At 60.9% G+C, this 19,218-nt stretch carries 15 protein-coding genes; 10 read left to right on the plus strand and 5 right to left on the minus strand.

Features of this window, described 5'->3' with window-relative positions:
* The 3 genes from KQ940_RS17900 to glsB all read left to right on the plus strand — a co-directional run.
* On the plus strand, positions 1-483 hold a 483-nt coding region (locus KQ940_RS17900; protein WP_217415180.1), incomplete at its 5' end, for an amino acid ABC transporter ATP-binding protein.
* Between the two features lie 120 nt (positions 484-603).
* Entirely contained in the window at positions 604-5,424 is a 4,821-nt protein-coding gene (locus KQ940_RS17905; RefSeq protein ID WP_217415182.1) for an NAD-glutamate dehydrogenase, read from the plus strand.
* Entirely contained in the window at positions 5,424-6,377 is a 954-nt protein-coding gene (gene glsB, locus KQ940_RS17910) for a glutaminase B (protein ID WP_343222681.1), read from the plus strand. Before KQ940_RS17905 ends, glsB begins: the two co-directional genes overlap by 1 nt.
* A gap of 37 nt (positions 6,378-6,414) precedes the next feature.
* Here glsB and KQ940_RS17915 read toward each other — a convergent pair whose 3' ends face one another.
* The 4 genes from KQ940_RS17915 to KQ940_RS17930 form a co-directional block, all read right to left on the minus strand.
* Positions 6,415-7,677 (minus strand): sensor domain-containing phosphodiesterase, encoded by a 1,263-nt coding sequence (locus KQ940_RS17915; RefSeq protein ID WP_217415183.1) that lies wholly within the window; start codon positions 7,675-7,677, stop codon positions 6,415-6,417.
* A gap of 429 nt (positions 7,678-8,106) precedes the next feature.
* Positions 8,107-8,961, minus strand: a complete 855-nt coding sequence (gene hpaD, locus KQ940_RS17920; protein ID WP_217415184.1) for a 3,4-dihydroxyphenylacetate 2,3-dioxygenase — start codon at positions 8,959-8,961, stop codon at positions 8,107-8,109.
* A 197-nt stretch (positions 8,962-9,158) separates the two neighbouring features.
* The gene (gene hpaR / locus KQ940_RS17925) at positions 9,159-9,581 is read right to left on the minus strand and encodes a homoprotocatechuate degradation operon regulator HpaR (RefSeq protein WP_217415185.1); all 423 of its coding nucleotides are present in this window, start codon (positions 9,579-9,581) and stop codon (positions 9,159-9,161) included.
* A 185-nt stretch (positions 9,582-9,766) separates the two neighbouring features.
* Positions 9,767-10,696, minus strand: a complete 930-nt coding sequence (locus tag KQ940_RS17930; RefSeq protein WP_217415186.1) for a LysR family transcriptional regulator — start codon at positions 10,694-10,696, stop codon at positions 9,767-9,769.
* Between the two features lie 273 nt (positions 10,697-10,969).
* Here KQ940_RS17930 and KQ940_RS17935 point away from each other — a divergent pair, with 273 nt between their 5' ends.
* From KQ940_RS17935 to KQ940_RS17965, 7 genes are all read left to right on the plus strand, one after another.
* Positions 10,970-11,209, plus strand: a complete 240-nt coding sequence (locus KQ940_RS17935; RefSeq protein WP_217415187.1) for a nitroreductase family protein — start codon at positions 10,970-10,972, stop codon at positions 11,207-11,209.
* Between the two features lie 10 nt (positions 11,210-11,219).
* The gene (locus KQ940_RS17940) at positions 11,220-11,852 is read left to right on the plus strand and encodes a DsbA family protein (RefSeq protein ID WP_217415188.1); all 633 of its coding nucleotides are present in this window, start codon (positions 11,220-11,222) and stop codon (positions 11,850-11,852) included.
* Between the two features lie 114 nt (positions 11,853-11,966).
* Positions 11,967-12,884 carry an EamA family transporter RarD gene (rarD, locus tag KQ940_RS17945; RefSeq protein ID WP_217415189.1) on the plus strand — a complete coding sequence of 306 codons (918 nt, stop codon included), beginning with the start codon at positions 11,967-11,969 and terminating at the stop codon, positions 12,882-12,884.
* Positions 12,885-13,048: 164 nt separating this feature from the next.
* Positions 13,049-14,041, plus strand: a complete 993-nt coding sequence (locus KQ940_RS17950) for a helix-turn-helix domain-containing protein (protein ID WP_217415190.1) — start codon at positions 13,049-13,051, stop codon at positions 14,039-14,041.
* Positions 14,042-14,107: 66 nt separating this feature from the next.
* The gene (locus tag KQ940_RS17955; protein ID WP_217415191.1) at positions 14,108-15,028 is read left to right on the plus strand and encodes a SphA family protein; all 921 of its coding nucleotides are present in this window, start codon (positions 14,108-14,110) and stop codon (positions 15,026-15,028) included.
* 15 nt (positions 15,029-15,043) lie between these two features.
* Positions 15,044-16,264 (plus strand): MFS transporter, encoded by a 1,221-nt coding sequence (locus KQ940_RS17960; RefSeq protein WP_217415192.1) that lies wholly within the window; start codon positions 15,044-15,046, stop codon positions 16,262-16,264.
* 81 nt (positions 16,265-16,345) lie between these two features.
* Positions 16,346-17,785 (plus strand): amidase, encoded by a 1,440-nt coding sequence (locus KQ940_RS17965; RefSeq protein WP_217415193.1) that lies wholly within the window; start codon positions 16,346-16,348, stop codon positions 17,783-17,785.
* 115 nt (positions 17,786-17,900) lie between these two features.
* Here the strand turns inward: KQ940_RS17965 and KQ940_RS17970 are convergent, their stop codons facing one another.
* Complete coding sequence (locus tag KQ940_RS17970; RefSeq protein ID WP_217415264.1) at positions 17,901-19,217, minus strand: TRAP transporter large permease; 1,317 nt, start codon at positions 19,215-19,217, stop codon at positions 17,901-17,903.
* Between the last annotated feature and the right edge of the window lies 1 nt (position 19,218).

Genomic DNA, 19,218 nt, shown 5'->3' on the forward strand with positions numbered 1-19,218 from the left:
TTCCAGCACTTCAACCTGTTCCCGCACCTGACCGTGCTGGAGAACTGCGTGCTGGCGCCGATCTGGGTGAAGAAGGTGCCGCGCAAGGAGGCCGAGGCCACGGCGATGAAGTACCTCGAACGCGTCAAGATCCCGGAGCAGGCACTGAAGTACCCGGGGCAGCTCTCCGGCGGTCAGCAGCAGCGTGTGGCGATCGCCCGCAGTCTGTGCATGAACCCGGACGTGATGCTGTTCGACGAGCCGACCTCGGCGCTGGACCCGGAGATGATCAAGGAGGTGCTCGACGTGATGATCGAGCTGGCCCAGGAGGGGATGACCATGCTCTGCGTGACCCACGAGATGGGCTTCGCCAAGACCGTGGCGGACCGGGTGATCTTCATGGACGCCGGGCAGATCGTGGAGGAGAACGACCCGCACGAGTTCTTCAACAACCCGCAGCATGAACGGACCCAGCTGTTCCTCAGCCAGATCCTCAATCACTGATCCAAACCGGGTACGGGACGCCCGCCTGCGGGCGGGCGTTTTTGCACCCGGAATCACTATAAGCAACAGACCATAAGCAACCCCAAAGAACCGTATTGCGTGTCCGCGCAAGGTGCCCCAATGTCCGATAGTCACCCCGAATACGATAATAAAGAACAACTGATCAACCGAATTGGCGAAAATCTCCAGGCACGCTTTCCCCGCGAGGAGGTAGACGCCATCACCTCACTCGCACGACGCTACTACCAGGTGATCCCCAGCGACGAACTGATGCAGCGTTCGCTGGATGACCTGCTCGGCGTTACCCTGTCGGCCTGGCAGTTTTTGCAGCAACACCGCGTCGACGAACCCAAGGTACGGGTGTTCAATCCGGACTTCGAGCAGCATGGCTGGCAGTCCGGCCACACCGTCATCGAGGTGCTGCAGTCGGACATGCCGTTCCTGGTCGACTCAATCCGCATGGAGCTGAATCGCCGCGAACTGGCTATCCATACCATCTGCAACACCGTGCTTTGTGTGCAGCGCGATCAGGGGCAACTGCAAGCGATACTGAACGAAGAGAAACAGGGCGAGGAGTGCCGCCGAGAGTCTCTGATCCATCTCGAGATCGACCGCCAGTCCGATCCCGAGGTACTGAAAGCCCTGCAGCAGGGGCTGCTGGAAGTATTGGCCGAGGTGCGGGTGGCGGTCGCTGATCACACGCAGATGCGTGCCAGCGTCGGTCAGCTGGTTGAGATGACAAAGGCACAGAGCGGGGAGCAGGCGCAACACACGGCAGAGTTTCTCGCATGGTTACTGGACAACCATTTCACGTTTCTTGGTTACGAGGTTTTTGAGTCCGCCGGAAAAGGCAAAGGCTGGCAACGGCTGACGCAAGCCTCACTAGGCATTCAGGCATTGGCAGGAGAGCAGACACCGCCGAACAGCCTGGCTGCTGCAACCGACGGCAGCGCGTTGAGCTTCTCCCGTGAGGGGCGCCGCTCCAGGGTGCACCGTCCCGCGTATCTGGATGTTGTCAGTGTGCGCAGCGTCGATGCCGGCGGCAAGGTGACCGCTATCCATCGCTTCGTCGGCCTCTACACCTCGCCGGTGTATCGACGCTCGCTGACCGAGATTCCTCTGGTGCGGGCGAAAGCGGAGGCGGTGCTCAAGCGTGCCGGCTTCACCCCCGATGGCCACAGCAGCAAGGAGCTGTTGGATATCCTCGAGGATCTGCCGCGCGAAGAGCTGTTCCTGGCCACCACCGATGAGCTTTATCAAACCGCAATCGGCATTTTCGATCTGCAGGAGCGGCATAAGGTCCGCCTGCTGATCCGCCGGGACGCCTGCCAGGAGTTCTACTCCTGTCTCTACTATGTACCGCGCGAACTGTTTAACAGCGCGTTGCGACAGAAGATCCAGGCGGTGCTGACGGAGCAGCTGCAGGCGCAGGAGGTGGAGTTCCGTACCCGTTTCTCCGATTCGATTCTGGCCCGTGTCCATTTCGTACTCAGAGTCGATCCGCAATCGAAGCCGGGCTGCGACTTCAAGCGCCTGGAGCGCCGGGTCATCGAAGCCTCCCGCGCCTGGGATGACGAGCTCAAGGGCGGCCTGGTGGATGTCAACGGTGAGGAGCAGGGCAACCGTCTGGCGATGAATTATGCACAGGCGTTTCCATCCGCCTATCGCGAGCATTTTTCGCCGCGCAGTGCGTTGCTCGATATCTACCACCTTGAACAACTGTCCGCGAAGCAGCCGGTGGCGATGAGTTTCTACCGGGCATTGGAACCGGCCTCCGAGGTGCTGCGCTGCAAACTGTATCAGGCCGAGCGCTCCATCGTGCTGTCCGATGTGCTGCCGATCCTGGAACAGCTCGGGCTCAAGGTGCTGGGCGAGCACCCCTATCCGGTGCAGCGCCGCGACGGCCAGCGTTTCTGGCTGCACGACTTTACGCTGGTCCCCCGTGCCGCCGAGCCGGTGGAGCTGGAGGCGATCAAGCCGATCGTGCAGGAGGCGTTTCTGCGCCTGTGGCATGGCGATGCCGAGAACGACCCGTTCAACCGCCTGGTGTTGTCGGCTCGTTTGAACTGGCGTGAGGTGGCGCTGCTGCGCGCCTATGCGCGCTACAGCAAACAGCTGCGTCTGGGCTTCAGCCAGACCTATATCGCCGAGGCGCTGTGTCGTTATCCACAGATCGCCCGCCAGTTGGTGGCGCTGTTCCGCGCCCGCTTCGAGCCCGCGCGTCAGGTCAGCGACAAGGTGCAGGCGCTGGCTGAGCGGCTGGAGCAGAGCATCCTGGAGGGGCTGGATCGCGTCACCAGCCTGGACGATGACAAGATCCTTCGCCGCTACCTGGTGCTGATCAAGGCGACGCTGAGAACCAACTATTTCCGCACCGACGAAGCGGGACTGCCACGCGGCTACTTCTCCTTCAAGCTGGACCCGGGCGCGATTCCGGAGATCCCCAAGCCGCGACCGAAGTTCGAGATCTTCGTCTATTCGCCCCGGGTCGAGGGTGTGCATCTGCGTGGCGGCAAGGTGGCCCGCGGCGGCCTGCGCTGGTCGGACCGGCTGGAGGACTACCGTACCGAGGTGCTGGGCCTGGTCAAGGCGCAGCAGGTGAAAAACGCGGTGATCGTGCCGGTGGGGGCCAAGGGCGGCTTCGTCGCCAAGCGGCTGCCCGATGGCGGTGACCGGGAGGCGATGCTGGCCGAGGGGATCGCCTGCTACCAGACCTTTATCCGTGGCCTGCTGGACCTGACCGATAACCTGGTCGGCGGCGAACTGGTGCCGCCGGCCGAGGTGGTGCGTCACGACGAGGACGACCCCTACCTGGTAGTGGCAGCCGACAAGGGTACCGCCACCTTCTCCGATATCGCCAACGCCATCGCTGAGGAGTATGGCTTCTGGCTCGGCGATGCCTTCGCCTCCGGCGGCAGCCAGGGCTACGACCACAAAAAGATGGGGATCACCGCCCGCGGCGCCTGGGAGTCGGTCAAGCGTCACTTCCGCGAGCAGGAGCTGGATACCCAAAGCGAGAGCTTCACTGTCGTCGCCATCGGCGACATGTCGGGTGACGTGTTCGGCAACGGCATGTTGCTGTCCGAGCATATCCGCCTGGTGGCGGCATTCAACCATCAGCATATCTTTATCGATCCCGAGCCGGACGCTACCGCGAGCTTTGCCGAGCGGCAGCGACTTTTTGCACTGCCCCGCACCACCTGGGCCGATTACGACTCCGGTCTGATCTCCCAGGGGGGCGGTGTCTTTTTACGCAGTGCCAAGTGGATCGAGATAACCGCACCGATGCGCGAGCGCTTCGGTATCACAGAGACACGATTGACGCCGAACGAGCTGATCAGCGCGCTGCTGCGCTCGCCGGTGGACCTGATCTGGAACGGCGGCATCGGCACCTACGTCAAGGCCAGCAGCGAAACCCACGCCGAGGTGGGCGACAAGGCCAATGACGGACTGCGCATCGATGGCCGGGAGCTGCGCTGCCGGGTGCTGGGCGAGGGCGGCAACCTGGGCTTCACCCAGCTGGGCCGTGCCGAGTTCGCCGCCAATGGTGGTGCCTGCAACACCGATTTCATCGACAACGCCGGTGGTGTCGACTGCTCCGACCACGAGGTCAACATCAAGATCCTGCTCAACGACCTGGTCGCCGCCGGTGACCTGACGCTGAAGCAGCGCAACCGCCTGCTGGCGGAGATGACCGATGAGGTGGCCGAGCTGGTACTGCGCAACAACTACCGCCAGGTGCAGGCGCTGAGCCTGGCCGAGCGCCATGTGCGCCACGCGCCGGACGAGTATCTGCGCCTGATTCAGCATCTGGAGAGCCGCGGTCGCCTGGACCGGGTGCTGGAAGCGATACCGGACGATGCCCTGTTCGCCGAGCGCCGCGACCGCGGTCCGGCCCTGACCCGTCCGGAACTGTCGGTGCTGCTGGCCTACGCCAAGGCGGAGCTGAAGGAGGAGCTGATGCGGGCGACCGAGGTCACCGACGACTGCTACCTGGGCGCCGCGCTGGCAACCGCCTTCCCGGAGCGTCTGGTCGCGGCCTACCCTGAACCGCTGCAGCGGCATCGTCTGAAACCGGAGATCGTTGCCACGCAGCTGGCCAACGATATGGTCAACACTTTGGGGCCGAGCTTCGCCAACCGTCTGCGACAGTCCACCGGCGCCGGGTTGGCGCAGATCCTGACCGCCTATGTGATCAGCCGTGACCTGTTCGAGCTGCCGGCACTCTGGCGGCGAATCGAAGCACTCGATAATCGGGTGCCGGCCGCGGTCCAGCTCGACATGATGAGCGATCTGGTACGTCTGGCGCGGCGCGCCTGCCGCTGGGTGTTGCGTCAGCCGGAGCTGCTGCGCAACGCTGCTGAAGCAGTCGAGCGCTACCGTCAGGGCGTGGCGGGACTGAGCCAGTCGCTTGCCGTGCGCCTCAGTGGCGAGCCGCTGCAGAACTGGCAGGCCCGCTTCAATGAGCTCACCGATGCCGGGGTGCCGGATGATCTCGCCGGCGTCGTCGCCGGTAGCGACAGCCTCTACTCGGCGCTGGCGATCATCGAGGTGGCGGCTCAGACCGGTCAGCCGCTGGAGCAGGTGGCGGATATCTACTTCGGTCTCGGCGAGCGGCTGGAGCTGCATTGGTTCGATCAGCAGGTCAAGGCACTGAGTGCCGACAGCCACTGGGAAGCGATGGCACGTGACAGCTACCGTGAGGAGCTGGACAGCCAGCAGCGCGCGCTGACTGTCAGCGTGCTGCAGTTCGACCGCGACAGCGCCGACGCAGACTCAGTGATCGAGCGGTGGCTGTCGCATCATGGCGATGCGCTGAGCCGTTGGCAGCAGATGCTGGCAGATCTGCGCGGTGTCGGGCAGAAGGAGTGTGCCGTGTTCTCGGTGGCACTGCGCGAGCTGTGGATGCTGGCGCAGCGCAGTCTGGCCGGAGCCGGTTGATGCCGCTGCTGTACGCCACCCCCGGCTCCGGCCGGGGGCACCGGAGTCCGCAGCAGATGCAGGCCTGGGTTGAATCGATCGCCGAGCGCGCCCGTACCCGGCTGGGCCAGGGACGGGTGGCCGATTATATCCCGGCACTGGCGCGGCAGGAGGCGGACCGCTTCGGTATCGCGATCTACACCAACGAGGGGGAGCTTTACACCGCCGGGAATGCTCAAGAAGCGTTCTCGATCCAGAGCATCTCCAAGCTGTTTCTGCTCACCCTGTCGCTACGGGTGTTCGGCAACAGGCTTTGGGAGCGGGTGGGGCTCAACCCCTCCGGCATGCCGTTCAACTCCCTGACCCAGCTGGAGGTGGAGCGGGGCAAGCCGCGCAACCCCTTCATCAACGCCGGTGCCATCGTCGTCACCGACCACCTGGTCAGTGCCTTCGCCACCCCCTCGCAGTATCTGCAGGATGTGGCGCGCCGGCTGTCCGGCGACAACCGGGTACTGATCGACCGCGAGGTGCTGGAGTCGGAGTGGCAGCACCGCTCGCGCAATGCCGCGATGGCCTACCTGATGAAGGCGTTCGGTAACATCGATAACGAGGTGGACGATGTGCTCTACGCCTATTTCGCCTGTTGCGCACTGGGCATGAGCTGTGCCGATCTGGCGGTGGCGTTGAACTATCTGGCCGCCTCCGGCTATTCGCGTCAGGCGCAGGAGCAGATCGTCGAACCGGAGCTGGCCCGCAAGATCAACTCGATTCTGTTTACCTCCGGGATGTACGACGCGGCGGGCGAGTTCGCCTACCGCGTCGGGCTGCCGGCCAAGAGCGGGGTCGGCGGTGGCATTGCGGCGATCGTGCCGGGCCGGATGTCGGTCTGCGTCTGGTCGCCCGCGCTCGATATCAACGGCAACTCGGTCGCCGGGCAGTACGCACTGGAGCTGCTGGCCAACGAACTGGGCTGATCTCCCTTGGAGTCGGGTATCGAGCAGGATATCCGACTCACTCCTCCGGGCAGAGAAAATCGCAGCAGAACACACTCAATCGGTTACCCAGGTCGATCGCCTGAGACAGGGTGATGCACAGACGTGAATCGGTGATCGACAGATAGGGCTGGCTGATCTGGGTCTGGCCAGGTGTTTCCAGTGCCAGATAGTGATAGGGGCGGTGGGACCAGCTGGCGTTGCGGTATTGCTGCAGCGGTGCAAAGCGTCGGTTGCTATCGGGACCGGTATGATGAGGGGTGATGCCGCTGTGGATCTGCTCACCCGACTCATCCAGCAGATAACAGCGCAGGGTGTTCGGCTCCTGCAGCAGTTGGCTGCAGCTGGCCGAAAAATCCCGGCTCAGTTGGTATCGCTGTGCCGCAACCCTGAACAGGTATTCCAGTGCCTGGATGTAGAGATCCTTGGCGTAACGGAGTTGGGTGCGCTGGGTCTTGCGCCGCATGAGCAGGTGATCGAAGCGCTCCCTGTCATTGGGGCGATTCGCGATTCGGGGCTCTGGCTTGGCAAAGTAGTAACCCTGAACCATATCGGCGTTGGCCTCGATCGCCAGCATCGCCTGCTGCTCGGTTTCGATACCCTCCAATACCACCTGGCTGCCGGCACCATGCAGCAGATCGATGATGCCGCTGAGCATTTTGCCAACTCGGCTGGATTCGGCTGCCCGCTGTACCAGTTGCCGGTCGATCTTGACGATATCCGGCTCCAGTTGCCAGATGCGGTCGAAGTTGGAACTACCGGCACCGAAATCGTCGACCGCAATCAGGCAGCCCAGCGCGCGCAGATGGTCGATAAAGCCTTTCAGGCTGCCCAGGTCCTGGACCTGATTTTCCAGAATCTCGATCACGATCCGGTGCGCAGGGATGGCGAAGTCTGCCAGCATGCGGCGGGTAAAACCGCTATCGGGTTGTTCGCTGATCAGTAGCTGGGAGTTGAGGTTAAGAAACAGCCACTGCTGTTCGGTCTGCTGGCGGGCAAAATTTTCCAGATGCAGAGCGCGGCACAGGCGGTCCAGCTGCAGCATCTCGCTACTGGTCGAGGGCAGGGCAAACAGCTCGGCGGGGGTGAGCGAGACGCCATCCCAGCGCTGAGCCCGTACCAGCCCCTCGTAGCCGACGGCGCAGCGGTGCGCGATGCTGTAGATCGGCTGGAAATGGCTGCTCAGAGCGTTGCCTCGATAGTGTCGGCTCAGAGGGGCGGGATGGGGCTGGGGAGGCAGCAGGTCGCTTTCCTGAAAACGGTGTTGTATGGCGCCCTGCATTTAAGACTCTCCCTTGTGTATTCGCCTGTGAGGTGGTTCTATCCGGTTCGACACCAGGCCTGGCTAAAGCTCTATGCGTTCCAGTTGGGCTGGCTAAACAGAGTGATAAACGACAAAACGCCCCACGCGACTGCATCGATGGGATGCAATCGGGTGAGGCGTCGTTGCCGGAAATCTGGTTGTGTCGAACGTTACCAATGCAAAAAATAATGCAAAGTCCAAGCCTGATCTTATAACTCGTTTATATGTAAGTTTTTTTACAGCGATGAGGTTGAGTTTGCTGCCCACGCTTGGCGTATTTCGAGGTGATTCTGCTTCCGTAGAGGGCGCGGCAGGGGAGGATTGACCCGAGTTGGAGCGAATTGCTCAAGCGGGACTGACAGGGGCTTCAAGCCCTGCCGGCCCCGCTTGAGGTACAGCAGATGTCGCTTACTGGACCGGGAACACCACGTTCGCCTGGCCGGTACCGGAGCTGGGGAAGTATTCGCCGATCAGTTCGCCCTTGCCGGTGTAGTTGTCCCAGCCCAGGGCGCCGAACAGCATGGCGGTGTCGTGCATGCCGCCTTCACCGGCGCAGTACTGGGCGTATTCCGGCAGCATCTTGAGGAACGTGGCGATCTCGCCCTTCTGCCACAGCTCCAGCACGCGCAGGTCGACCTGGCGGTTGAACTCGCGGGAGATGGTAAAGGTGCCGTTGTTCGCCTCATACAGCTCGTTCTCCCAGATCTTGTGGGACAGGGAGCCGGAGGCCAACAGCAGCACCTTGCTGTCGCTCTCCTTGATCGCTTCGGCGATCGCCTCGCCGAGTACGCGGGAGTCGTTCAGGTTGTGCACCGTGCACCAGGCGGCGACCGAGACGACCTTCAGATCCGCTTCCGGGTTCATGAAGTACATCGGTACCAGCGTGCCGTACTCCAGATCCAGGGTCTCCACCTGATGCGACAGGGTGTGCACACCGCGCTCGGTCGCCTTGGCGGCGATCGCATCGCCCAGCTCCGGCTTGCCCTCATATTCGTAGGCCAGGTTCTGGATAAAGTGGGGAAACTCGTGGCTGGTGTAGACACCCTTGAAGTGAGGGTTGCTGTTGATATGGAAGCCGGCGTTCACCAGCCAGTGAGTGTCGAGCACCACCACGGTGTCGGCTCCCGCTGCCCTGGCGCGGCGCGCGATCTCGCGTTGACCGTCGATCGCCTGCTGACGACAACCTTCAAGTTTGCCCGGCTTTTCCGACAGCAGCATGGTCGGAACGTGGGTGATTTTAGCTGCAAGAACGATTTCGCCCATTGTGAACACCTTTCTTATGTCGAGGGGGTGGTGTGATGGCTGCCGGGAACACCGACCGGTCATCAAGCCGTATTTGCCCGAAGGGCAAAAATGGCAAATTCATTAACATGTTAAATATTAAACTAGTTAACATGTTAAATAGAGTCAATGCACAAACCGGGCGTATGCTCAGTCAGTTGCACTCTTATTGATCGGTGTCAGGGTTTTATCTTGCACAGCTTGTTGAGCAGGTCGTGCAACAGCTCCATGTTCTCGTCGGAAAACTGTTCGGCCATGGCGCGGTAGCGCGCTTCCAGCGTTGGGCTGACGCGCTCGAACATATCGATCGCCTGCTGGGTCAGGCTGATCAGTACGCGGCGCTGATCTTCGGTCGACTTGCGGCGTTGAATGTAGCCCTGCTGTTCCAAGCGGCTGATGATGCCGGTGAGGCTGGGACTGAGGATGCAGCAGAGATCGGCGAGCTGTTTGGATTCCAGCTCCTTGTACTCGTACAGTGCGCGGATGACGCGCCACTGCTGCTCGGTCAGCGGAATCTCCTGTAGTACGGGACGGAAGAAGTTCATCGACGCTTCGCGCGCCTTGAGCAGTTTCAGCGGGATTGAGTCGTCGAATTTACGCATAGTGTCGGTACCGTGCCGATGAACGCATCTGCGGGCAGGTGAGTCAAATTTCTAAGTATTTATAGGGCTTTATTGTCATTAATATATTAACTAAAGTCCAGCCGAACTTAGGGATAATACGTGGCATCGGTAGGCGTTGACCAGAGGGTTTCAGCCAGCATGCGCAGGGATGTTAAACCTAGGCTTTACCGCGTCCGACCTCCCGAGTGTATTGAGCCCTCCCAGCATTGAGCATCGCGAAAGCGTTCAGCCAGAAAGTCGAGCATGGTGCGTACCGATGCGGGCAGGTGACGACGGGACAGGTAAACGCCCCAGATCACCAGTTCCGGCGGGTCCCATTCCGGCAACAGCTCGATTAGCGTACCGCGATCGGTCAGCGGGTTGGCCAGGTAGGTCGGCAGCTGGGCGATGCCGGCGCCGGCCTGGGCGGCCGCCATCAGGATGGAGGCTTCGTTGGCGGTCAGGTTGCCACTGATCTCGACATTGACCTCCTCTCCCTGCCGATTGCCGAAGCGCCATTCGCTTCTGCCGAAATTGGTATAGGTCAGGCAGTTATGCGCGGTCAGCGCCTGCGGGTGGGTGGGTGTGCCTCTGGTCTGGAGGTAGCCAGGCGACGCACAGATCACCGAGCGACAGGGCGCGATGCGACGCGCCACCAGGTTGGGATCCAGTTCGCCGGCGATACGGATCGCCAGATCCACCCGCTCCTCGACCAGGTCGACCGCGTGGTCGGCCACCATCAGATCCACTGAGACATCGGGATACAGCTTCAGATAATCGACCACGGCGTTGGTCAGATGGGCCTGGCCGAACGAGATGCTGGTGGTCATCCGCAGTTGCCCGCTCGGAGAGCTGTCACGCTGTCCGATGGTCGATCTCAAATCCTGAGTCAGCGCCAGCATCTGTTCACACTGTCGCAGGCAGGCTTCGCCCGCCTCGGTCAACGAAACCCGGCGGGTGGAGCGTTGCAGTAGACGAGTGCCCAACCAGCTTTCCAACTCGCTGACATAGCGCGTGACCTTGACCCGGTTGATATCGAGATGCTCGGCGGCGGCGCTGAAACCGCCCCGCTTGGCAACCTCGACAAATACCTGCATGGCGGTTAAACGGTCCATATATGCTCAATAATTGAAATAATAAGTAACATTTTTGGGCGTATTTGCGATCCAATCAAGAGGGTAGAGTAGCGTCAACTGAAACAAGCCGAGGCAGATGCTCGGATCGCTGCCGGCTTAGACTGGTGATCAGCATTGAGCTGTCCGGTACCCTACACCCGATTGGAGATTGAACATTGAAAACTGCATTGAATCAGGACGCTCTCGACCGACTGTTCTTTAAGGCACACAGCTACAACCAATTCTCCGACCGGCCAGTCGACGACGACACCATTGCCAAGCTCTTTCCGCAACGCCTCCCTGCAGGGCGCATACCTGATCATGGCGGCGCGAGCGTTGGGGCTGGACTGCGGCGCGATGAGCGGCTTCGATCCGCACCAGGTAAACCAGGCGTTCTTCCCGGAGGGGCGCTGGAAGGTCAATTTCATCGTCAACTTGGGTTACGGCGTCGAGGGCGGTCATCATCCGCGTGGCGATCGTCTCCGCTTCGACCAGGTCGTGCAGATTCTGTAAGGAGGAGCTCGTGAGAAAGCCGATACTGCACTACATCTTCGACCCGCTGTGCGGCTGGTGCTACGCCGCGGAACCTCTGATCGATGCGATCCAGGCAATGGATGCGTTCGAACTGGTGCTGCATGGAGGCGGCTTGATGCGTGGTCAGGCGATCGCACCGGCGATGCGCCGGCATATCATCGCCAGTGATCGTCGCATTGGGCAACTCACCGGCCAGCCCTTCGGTGACGCCTATCTGAACGGGCTGCTGCAGGACGCCGCTACGGTGCTAAATTCGCTGCCGCCGATCACGGCGATTCGGGCGGTGGCGGCGCTGGGAGCCGATCCCCTGGCGATGCAGGCGGCGATCCAGCATGCGCACTATGTCGACGGATGCAGGGTGTCCGAACTCGATACCCTGGTCGAACTGGCCGCCGGGCTCGGCCTGGAGGCGGAACCCTTCCGCAGCGCCTTTTCGCAGCAGAGCGAGTCGGTCATGGCCCATATCGATGAAACCCGGCGGATGCTGGACGCCAACGGTGGCGGCGGCTTTCCCACGCTGTTGCTGGAGACGGAAGGAGGCCTGCGTCGGCTTGAGGTCTCCAGCTACTATGGTCAGCCGGAGCGCTGGACCCAGTTCCTGCATACGCTGCATTCCCGCTGAGTTGATAGGGCTGGCTCTGTCCAGCCCTTATCTTGTCTATCTTTTCTTGGCTTGTCGGACAGGAAAACAGGTATCCTTGCTTCACCTCCCCACTGACACCGATCAAGATCAGCCATGGACCAGACCACCAAAAGCGGCGTCCTCTACGCCCTGACCGCCTATATCCTGTGGGCAGTTGCGCCCGTTTACTTCAAGGTGATGAAGGATATCCCGGCGGTGGAGATTCTGGCACACCGCATCATCTGGTCCTTTCTGCTGACGCTTGGTCTGATCCTGCTGCTGAAAAAACGCGATGTGCTGCTGGCCGCGCTACGCTCGGCGCGCGCGCGCTGGGCTCTGCTTGCCTCCACCGCGCTGATCGGATTGAACTGGGGTGTCTTTATCTGGGCGGTCAACGCCAACCTGATGTTGAGCGCCAGTCTGGGCTATTACATCAACCCGCTGATCAACATCCTGCTGGGTATGCTGTTTTTTCGTGAACGGCTGGACCGGGTGCGTACGCTCGCCGTCTCTCTGTGCGTCGTTGCCGTGCTGTTCGAATTGATCCAGTTCGGGCGCCTGCCCTGGGTTGCCCTTATATTGGCCTCCACCTTCGGGTTGTACGGCCTGGTGCGCAAGAAGCTCGGGGTCGACAGCTTTACCGGCATGGCGCTGGAAACCGGCCTGCTGCTGCCGCTTGCAGCGGGCTACCTGTTGTTCAGTAGCAGTCCGGGCAGCGAGCCGGCTCACCATACGGCCGTCACCTATCTACTGCTGTTCGCCGCCGGTCCGATCACCATGGTGCCGCTGATGTGTTTCGCGGCGGCGGCCAATAGGATCAGCCTGACGGCACTGGGTTTTTTCCAGTACATTGCGCCAAGCGGCATGTTTCTGCTGGCGGTATTCGTGTACGACGAGCCGATGAGTACGGGCAAACTGGTCACCTTCGGGCTGATCTGGACAGCGCTTGGCATCATGACCGTCGACTCGTTGCGTAGATGGCGGCAAGCGAAACGGCTGCTGCGACCGTCGGCGGCCGCTAAAGTGGATTGATGCGAGGTATTCGATTGGATTGGAGGGTAATTGACCTGGCAATAAGATCAATCGATGCAGACTCACTATCCGATTTTGGCAAATGTGGCGTCGACGGTTGCCAATCGGCATGAAAATTGTTCTGATTAAAAAATAATCATAACAAGAAAGTCGGTGTTGCCGTCATGCACCTAGAGCACGTTGAAATACCTTTTGAGCGTTTCGGCCTCCGTCATCGCCATACCCGCAATGTCGAAGATCATGCACGCGGTTTCAGCGGTTGGGAGATGCGCTACAACCAGGTCACTCCTGGCCTGTTCGAAGGCAGCATAACCGAGCTGGACCTGGACGGCATGCAGCTGATCAGAGACCGGGCCAATCAGGCGATGGTGAAAAGTGGTCAGTCCTGGGACGGTGCGGTGACATTCAGTCTGCCGTTGGCGGCGAAAGATCACTCGTTCTATTGCGACGGTCGCGCGATCAACGTGCAGAGCGTCCTGGCCGGGGCGGGCGATCAGTTGCCGGATCTGTGCACGCCCGCCGACGTGGATCTGCTATGCGTTGCGGTCGATAAGTCTCTGCTTGAGACGATGCTGGCGAAGCAGCAACGTGACCTCAGGCTGGATTTGAACGTTGTAGCGGGCTGCTTTCAGTTGGCTAATTTCTCCTGCCGTGAAGAGCTTGCGAGCCTTATTAATAGTGTCACGGACAGAGAGGGGCCGGGACTATTGGCTCACACGGCGATTCGAGCCGGCATCCGCGATACGGTCCTGCTGCACCTGCTGGATCTGATCGACTCCGAGGAGGTTACCCCGCTCTCCTCTACCGCGCGTAAGCGGATCGTCGACCGGGCCTGTGAGTTCGCATTGAGCCATCGCGACAACCCACCCTCCATCATGGATCTGTGTAACCACGTCGGTGCCAGTCGCCGTAAGCTGCAGTACTGCTTTCAGGAGACGCTTGGCGTCAACCCTGTCGCCTACCTGAGGATATTACGGCTTAACGCCGTACACCGCGCGCTGTTGCAGGCCGATTCGACCATCACCGTTCAAGATATTGCCGCGAACTGGGGGTTTTGGCACCTGAGCCGTTTCGCCGCCGAGTATCGGCAGCTGTTCGGTGAGCGTCCCTCGGATACCCTGAGTCGAGCGCGGCAATATTGTGCTGATTTCGGATAACCCATCGGGCTGACTCCTTTGTAGTGTGATTGTTGTATCGAACAACAAAAAACACCGGAGTAGCCAATGCGTCCAAAAACAATAACGCGTGCCGTTGGCGGCGCGATCCTGATTCTATCTGCGGCTTCCGTGCAGGCGACCGAAGGCGGTGCGCCGACCACTGCCTTTGGTCTGTACGATTTCGGTGCCGGCTTTATGCCGCCGGCGACGCCGAATGGCGCGTTTGGAACCCGTGTGGCCTTCTATTCGGCCAATAAACTCAAGGACAACTCGGGCGGGGATGCGCCGGTGGATCTGTCCCTCGACGTCCTGTCGGTCAGTTTGGCCCATGTACGGATGACGGATTATGAGCTCTGGGGCGCCAAGTATGGTTGGAGTGCCGTACTGCCGTTCTTCCGCATGGATGCATCGCTGAATGTACCGACACCTTTCGGTACCTTTTCCGACAGTGCCGAGCTGTTCCGCCAGGCGGATATGACGGTGACACCGCTGATTCTGCAATGGAACCCCTCGCGCAACTTGGGCGTGAACGCCCAGTTCCAGATCCAGGCACCGACCGGCGATTATGACAAGAACCGTTTGGTGTCGCCGGGTTTGAACCACTGGACCTTCTCACCGATTCTCAACGCCAGCTATATCTCCGATACCGGTTTTGAGCTCTCCTCCAGCTTCCAGCTCGATTTCAATACCCGTAACGATGACACGGACTATCGCAGTGGCACCGAGTATCGCCATGAGTTCGCGGTCGGTCAGCACGTCAAGGAGTGGACTGTGGGGCTGGGTGGCTACTACTACCGCCAGATCAGCGATGACAAAGGCCCGGGGCTGACCAATGGCAACCGTGCACAGGTGTTCGCGGCGGGGCCTGCGCTGAGCTTCTTCCGACCGGGCTTGCCGGCGGTATGGCTGCATGCCTACAAGGAGTTCGATGCGGAAAACCGCACCGAGGGCTATCAACTGGCACTGCGCATCGCGCAGAGCTTTTGATGAGGAGTGGCAGTCATGAGTGAAGTGAATACAGTACCCCGTCAGGCCACGGGGCGGCGCGAAGGTGCGGTGATCATGGCGGGCAGCAGCCTGACCATCATGGGCGCGGTGATGGTGGCGCCTATCCTGCCGAAACTGGGAGCCGAGTTTGGCCCGATAGAATCTAACGCCGATGTGCTGGTGCCCATAGCGATCACCGGGCCTGCTCTGGCCATTGCGCTGTTTGCCCCCGTTGCGGGTTGGTTGGCCGACCGTGTCGGTCGTAAGAACCTGCTGGTTATCGCCACGCTGCTGTACGCGTTGCTGGGCGCCATTCCGGCCTTGCTGAACGACCTGCAGGCGATTGTCGGCGTACGCCTGCTGTTCGGCTGTACCGAAGCCGCGATCATGACCTGCTGTGCCACGCTGATTGCCGACTACTGGCGCGGTGAAGAGCGGTTCAGGTACGTCAACTACCAGGTGGTCACCATAGGGGTAGTGGGGGCGCTGTTCTTCGTCATAGGCGGAGCGCTGGGCGAGCACTCCTGGCGTACGCCTTTCTATCTCTACATTCTGCCGATACTGCTGGTGCCGTTGATGATGAAGGTGCTGTGGGAGCCGCGTCATCATGCTGAAAGCACGAACTCGAATGATCCGGAACAGGTCAACTTCTGGGCTCTGCTGGTCGGCTACATTCTGGTATGCGCCGGGATGATCCTGAACTTTATCGTGCCGGTGCAGAGCCCTGCTCTACTGGTCAGTATGGGTATTACCTCCAGTACCCTGATCGGCGCCGCCTCCGGTCTCGGTTTGCTGGCAACTCTCGCCGGTGCACTGTTCTGGCCGCTGCTGCGACGCCGGCTCGGCATTCGCGGCTGCAATGCGCTGCTGTTGGCGCTGATTGCCGTGGGGCTTTGGTTGCTTGCCGGCGCGCAGAGCTACAACGGCGTGCTGGTGGCGGTGTTCATTCACGGTGTTGGTGCCGGTCTCCTGGTGCCCAACGTCATGGCACCCGTGATGAATGCGCTGACCGCCGCAACGCGCGGCAGGGGGATGGGTGGTTTCACCGCCAGTCTCTATATCGGCCAGTTCGTCAGCCCGCTGGTGGTGGCGGGAATGCTGGCCCAAGGCGGAGATCTGCGCAGCGTAATCGCGACCCTGTCATACGCCTCGCTGGCCGGCGCCGGCGTCTGGTTGCTGGCGCGACTGATTCCTGGACGTGCAGCGCAGGGCGCAGCAAACAGCTCCATGAGCTGACCGTCGAACACTTATTTGCATTTGAGTGCCATTCGCTCTTCCCCCAAGGATGGCGCTCGTTTTTATCCAAAAGGTAACTGCATGCAGAATATACAAGCGCAGATCGATCGATCGGATGCGACAGATCTGGCCAGGCTGGTTCGTGCGGGTGAAGTGCAGCCGCACGAATTGCTGGAGGCGACTATCGAGCGTCTGGAGCAGGTCAATCCGGCACTGAATGCGGTGGCGGAAAAGCTATACGATCAAGCACGGCAACAAACACCGGTGGAGGGCCCCTTTTTCGGTGTACCGACCCTGACCAAGGATCTGTTCGCACCGCTGGCGGAAGCGCGCATGGCCAACGGGTCTCTGGCTCTGGGCGAGGCGCGCCCCGGGTTGGATGACGAGCTCGTTGGCCGCTGGCGGCGGGCGGGTTTCGTGTTTGTTGGAACCTCGACCTCGCCGGAGTTCGGCACCTCGTACACGACCGAGTCCACCCGTTTCGGTGCGACCCGCAACCCCTGGAATACCGAGCGCAGTGCCGGTGGCTCCAGTGGCGGTGCGGCAGCGTTGGTGGCGTCGCGTGTAGTGCCGATCGCGCACGGTAACGATGGCGGTGGTTCTCTCAGAGTACCGGCTTCCTGCTGTGGTGTGTTTGGCTTCAAGCCCAGCCGAGGTCTGATGCCGAACGGTCCTCTGGTCGGCGAAGGCTGGGGCGGCATGGGGACAGGTCATGCGATTTCGCTATCGGTGCGGGACAGCGCGGCGCTGCTGGATGTCACCGCCGGCGCCGACCTGGGTGCACCCTACGCGGCACCAAGCCGCCCCGGTTCCTATGTCGAGGCGATGCAGCGTCCGCTCAAGCCTCTACGCATCGCACTGGTGGAGCAGATGGCGCCCTGGCCGTCGTCGCCTGAAGCGTTGGCCGCGGTGCGTCATGCAGCAAAACTGTGTGAAAACCTTGGCCATCAGGTCTCGCCGGTAACCCTGCCGGTCGATCTGCCGCAGTTCTTCGCGATGGCGTTCGACATCATCGGCCCGAACACGCGCAACTATGTGGAGTTGCTGGGTGCGATGCGTGGGGCACCGGTAACGGAAGAGGAGCTGGAACCGCGTACCCGGATCTACCTGAGAGAGAAGGGCGATATCGGTGCCGTGCAGTATGTGCAGGCGATCGAAGGGATTCACGCCCTCGGTCGCACCTTCGCCAATTTCATGCGCGATTACGACCTGATTCTAACGCCCACGTTGACACGCGAACCGCCGCTGATCGGTACGCTTGATGTTGTCGATGACAAGGCTGATATGGGGACGCTGATCGAGTGTTTCCACAGCTACTCGCCCTATACTGCGCTGTTCAATGCGACCGGTCAGCCAGCGATGTCGGTACCGCTGTACTGGTCCGCGAGTGGATTACCGATCGGTGCGCACTTTGCCGGGCGTTTCGGTGAGGAGAGCACGCTATTGGCACTGGCTCATCAGTTGGAGCAGGCACAGCCCTGGGCGCAACGCCGTCCGCCGGTAAACGCCTGCATGGGCTGATCAGTTTACCCTGTCCGGGCACAGTGTCTCGGGCAGGGGGTAAAAGGCAATACGGCACCTCTGTAGTGTTCTTCGCCCCGGCTAACCCCGGGGCTTTTTTCTAATAGTTGACCCGTCAGCCCACAGCGTTGGGCAGCAGCAGGGCGATGGAGGGGACGGTGAGGATCAGTGCCAGGCGCACGATGTCCGCCATCCAGAACGGCGTGACGCCACGGAAAATGGTCATCAACTTCACATCCGGGATCATCCCCCTGAGGACAAACACATTCATGCCGACGGGCGGGGTGATCAGGCTGATCTCGGTTACCACCACAACCAGTATGCCGAACCAGATCAGATCGAATCCGAGCACCTCGACCATCGGATAGAGCACAGGAACCGTCAGCAGAATCATCGACATGCTCTCAAGTACACAGCCCAGCAGCACATAGAATGCAATGATGATCAAGATCACTGCCATGGGGCTGAAGCCCTGAGAGAGCACCCAGTTTTTCAACAGCATCGGCAGGCCGGTGAGGTTGATGAAGTTGGAGAATATCACTGCGCCGATCACCAGAATGAACAGCGTAGCGGTGGTGCGCGCCGCGTTGCTCAGCGAGCGGTTTAGCAGGTGGAAATTCAGTTTGCCGGACAGCAGCGCGATCAGAAACGCCCCGGATGCGCCGATACCGGCCGCTTCCGTGGGGGTAAAGATGCCGAGATAGATTCCGCCCATGACGATGATGAATATCAGGTTGATTGCCCAGACCCCTTTCAGCGCTGACAGTCGTTCAGCCCAGCTCGAGCGCGCGCCGGCCGGTCCGCTCTCGGGCTTGATACGCACGGCGATGACAACCGCTGCCATATAGAGAATGATGCCGAGCAGACCGGGCAGCAGACCGGCGATAAACAGTTTGCCGATATCGGTTTCCGTCATCAGACCGTACACCACCAGAATGACGCTGGGTGGAATCAGGATCCCCAGGGTGCCGCCGGCCGCGATGGCGCCGGTTGCAAGACCGTCAGAGTATTTGTATTCGCGCATGGAGGGCATGGCGACTCGCGACATCGTTGCCGCAGTGGCCATCGAACTGCCGCAGACGGCGGAGAAGGCACCGCAGGATGCCACGGTTGCCAGTGCCAGGCCGCCTCGAAAATGTCCCAAGTAAGCGTTTGCCGCTCGATACAGACCCTTGGAAAACCCCGCCTCGGTGATGATGTTGCCCATCACCAGGAACAGCGGTACTACCGACATGCCGTAGGAGAGGCCGGTGTCGAAAGCGACCGACGCCATCATGCTCAGTGCGCTGTCCCAGCCGCGTGGGTTGCCGTAAAGCTCCAGTTGAGTGAGACCGAACCCGACCACACCCACCAGACCCATGGCGATCGCCAGCGGTATCCGCAGAAGAATCAGTGTCATCAAGGCGGCAAATCCGATAATACTTGCTTCCATC

It is taken from the genome of Marinobacterium ramblicola, from assembly GCF_019084545.1.
GTDB classification, from domain to species: Bacteria; Pseudomonadota; Gammaproteobacteria; order Pseudomonadales; family Balneatricaceae; genus Marinobacterium_D; species Marinobacterium_D ramblicola.